This window comes from Streptomyces sp. NPDC058964 (assembly GCF_042741275.1).
Taxonomy (GTDB): domain Bacteria; phylum Actinomycetota; class Actinomycetes; order Streptomycetales; family Streptomycetaceae; genus Streptomyces.
Genome location: NZ_JBHYKH010000746.1, coordinates 1 through 3,238, shown reverse-complemented (window position 1 = coordinate 3,238; position 3,238 = coordinate 1). Strand labels below are relative to the sequence as shown.

The following is a 3,238-nucleotide window of genomic DNA, read 5'->3' as shown; positions in this document are numbered from 1 at the left end:
GTCGGTACGGGAGCTGGGCGCGGCGTATCTCGGGGTCGTGAGCCTGGCGTCGCTGGCCGCGGCCGGGCGGGTGCGGGAGGTGCGGCCCGGGGCGCTGGCGGAGGCGTCGGTGGGGTTCGGGTCGGACGTCGCGCCGTGGTTGCCGCACGGGTTCTGAGGGTGACCGCGCTCTGCGTGCCGGACCCCGCGTCCGCGGCATGATCCGCACGACAGCCCCTAGGCGCGTCCTCGCTGGCAGGTCGGGCACCAGAAGAGGTTGCGGGCGGCCAGGTCCGCGGTGCGGATCGGGTCGCCGCAGAGGTGACAGGGCTGGTTCGCGCGGCGGTAGACGTAGACCTCGCCGCCGTGGTCGTCGACGCGGGGCGGGCGGCCCATGGCCTCCGGGGTGTGTTCGGGGCGGACGGTGTCGATGCGGTTGTTGCGGACGCCCTCGCGCATGAGGTCCACGAGGTCGTTCCAGATCGCGTCCCACTCGGCGGGCGTGATGTCCCTGCCCGTGCGGTACGGGTCGACGCCGTGCCGGAAGAGGACCTCGGCGCGGTAGACGTTGCCGACGCCCGCGATGACCTTCTGGTCCATGAGGAGCGCGGCGATGGTGGTCCGGCTGCGGCGGACACGGGCGTACGCGGCCGAGGGGTCGGCGTCGGCGCGGAGCGGGTCGGGGCCGAGGCGGTCGTGTATCGCGTGCTTCTCGGGGTCCGCGATCAGAGCGCAGGTGGTGGGGCCGCGGAGGTCGACGTACGCGGTCTCGTTCGCGAGGCGGAGGCGGACCGTGTCGGTGGGCGGGGGCGCGGGGGCGTCACCGAAGGCGACCTTGCCGAAGAGGCCGAGGTGGATGTGGACCCACTCGGTGTCGCGGAAGCCGAGGAAGAGGTGCTTGCCGTGGGCCTCGGTGCGGGTGAGCTCCGCTCCGGTCAGCAGGGCGGCCGAGTCGGAGAACTTGCCCTGGGGGCTGGTCACCCGCGTGGACGTGCCGGAGAAACGGGCGGGTTTGGCCTGCCCCTGCGGGTGTTTGGTGGGCCCCTCGGCCACTTTTGGGGTGGCCCTCCGTGCCGCCGGGGGCTCCGCCCCGGACCCCGTTTGCCGCCTTCCCACCGGTCGCGGCGGGAAGAGAAGAGGCGTCACCGTCGGACGGGGGGCACAGCCCCCCGTCCGGTGTCAGTCCTGCTGCGGGTGGTGCGCCGGGACCGGGGGCAGGTCGCCCGTCGTCTCGTAGTCCGACAGCATGTCGATGCGGCGGATGTGACGCTCGTCACCGGAGAACGGGGTGTTCAGGAAGGTCTCGACGAACTTGGTCGCCTCCTCCTGCGAGTGCATGCGCGCACCCACGGCCACGACGTTGGCGTTGTTGTGCTGCCGGCCGAGGGAGGCGGTCTCCTCGCTCCAGGCGAGGGCGGCCCGCACGCCCTTGACCTTGTTCGCCGCGATCTGCTCGCCGTTGCCGGATCCGCCGATCACGATGCCGAGGGCGCCGGAGTCCGCGGCGGTCCGCTCCGCGGCGCGGAGGCAGAAGGGCGGGTAGTCGTCCTGGGCGTCGTAGATGTGGGGGCCGCAGTCGACGGGCTCATGACCCGCCTCCTTGAGCCACTCGACGAGGTGGTTCTTGAGTTCGAAGCCCGCATGGTCCGAGCCGAGATACACGCGCATGGGACGAGTGTGTCACGGCTGTTTCGGGGCAGCAGCTTCGGGTGTCAACCAGGGGAAATGTGAGTCTGACCATAGAACCTCAAGAGAACCTCAAGTAACAATCTGGATTCGAAGGTTTCCGAATTCGTTCGCCTCGGATTCACTGGACCGGCTCGTACACCGCTCGTACGGGTAAGCCCAACAGGCGCAAAGGAATTCCGCCCATGACCCCTGGTTCCGGACTTCAAGCAGGACTCAAGAACCGCCATCTGTCGATGATCGCCATCGGCGGTGTGATCGGCGCCGGCCTCTTCGTCGGCTCCAGCTCGGGCATTGCGACCGCAGGCCCCGGCATCCTCCTTTCGTACGCCCTCGTCGGCACGCTCGTCGTGCTCGTGATGCGCATGCTCGGCGAGATGTCCGCCGCGAATCCGAGCTCCGGCTCGTTCTCCGCGCACGCAGACCGTGCCCTCGGCCGCTGGGCCGGGTTCTCCATCGGCTGGCTCTACTGGTTCTTCTGGGTCGTGGTGCTGGCGGTCGAGGCCACCGCCGGCGCCAAGATCCTGGAGGGCTGGATCCCCGCCGTACCGCAGTGGGGCTGGGCCCTGATCGTGATGGTCGTGCTGACCGCCACCAACCTGGTCTCGGTCGGCTCCTACGGCGAGTTCGAGTTCTGGTTCGCCGGGATCAAGGTCGTCGCGATCGGTGCGTTCATCGTCGTCGGCGCACTGGCCGTCTTCGGCGTGCTGCCCGGTGCGCACAGCGACAAGGCCGGACTCGGCAACCTCACGGACCACGGCGGCTTCCTGCCCCACGGCCCGGGCGCCATCCTCACCGGTGTCCAGCTCGTCGTCTTCTCCTTCATGGGCAGCGAGATCGCCACCCTGGCCGCCGGTGAGTCGGAGGACCCGCAGCGGGCGGTCACCAAGTCGACGAACAGCATCATCTGGCGTATCGGCGTCTTCTACCTCGGCTCGATCCTCGTGGTCGTCTCGCTGCTGCCGTGGAACGACCCGGCCATCAAGGAGAAGGGCTCGTACGTCGCCGCCCTCGACTCCCTCGGCATCGCGCACGCCGGTGAGATCATGAACTTCATCGTGCTGACCTCGGTGCTGTCGTGCCTCAACTCCGGTCTGTACACGGCCTCCCGCATGGCGTTCTCGCTGGGCCAGCGCGGTGACGCGCCGAAGGCGTTCGCCCGGACCACGTCCCGCGGCGTGCCGATGGCGGCGATCATCGCCTCCGTGCTCTTCGGCTTCGTCGCCGTCTTCTTCAACTACAAGTTCCCGGACTCGGTCTTCCTCTTCCTGGTCAACTCCAGCGGTGCGGTGGCCCTGTTCGTGTGGCTGGTCATCTGCTTCTCGCAGCTGCGGATGCGGAAGATCATCCAGCGCGAGGCGCCGGACAAGCTCGTCGTGAAGATGTGGCTGTACCCGTACCTGACCTGGGCGACGGCCGCGCTGATCGTGTTCGTCCTCGGCTACATGCTGACCGACACCGAGGGTGAGAGCAGCGGGCGCACGACCGTGCTGCTGTCGCTGATGGTCGCGGCGGTCGTGATCGCGATCGCCCTGGTGAAGGAGAAGTTCGTCGAGGGCCGCTCGAAGGGGGC

General features: G+C 69.1%; 4 protein-coding genes. 2 read left to right on the top strand and 2 right to left on the bottom strand.

Going from position 1 to position 3,238, the window contains the following annotated elements:
• Positions 1-157: sterol carrier protein domain-containing protein (locus ACFW2E_RS44100; protein ID WP_384476992.1), on the top strand; the 157-nt coding region annotated here is incomplete at its 5' end.
• Positions 158-216: 59 nt separating this feature from the next.
• On the opposite strand, the gene ACFW2E_RS44095 is transcribed toward ACFW2E_RS44100, so the two are convergent.
• The gene (locus ACFW2E_RS44095) at positions 217-1,032 is read right to left on the bottom strand and encodes an Fpg/Nei family DNA glycosylase (RefSeq protein ID WP_384476989.1); all 816 of its coding nucleotides are present in this window, start codon (positions 1,030-1,032) and stop codon (positions 217-219) included.
• Between the two features lie 126 nt (positions 1,033-1,158).
• Positions 1,159-1,647 (bottom strand): ribose-5-phosphate isomerase, encoded by a 489-nt coding sequence (locus ACFW2E_RS44090; protein WP_384476986.1) that lies wholly within the window; start codon positions 1,645-1,647, stop codon positions 1,159-1,161.
• Positions 1,648-1,850: 203 nt separating this feature from the next.
• Here ACFW2E_RS44090 and ACFW2E_RS44085 point away from each other — a divergent pair.
• Positions 1,851-3,238: amino acid permease (locus tag ACFW2E_RS44085; protein WP_384476983.1), on the top strand; the 1,388-nt coding region annotated here is incomplete at its 3' end.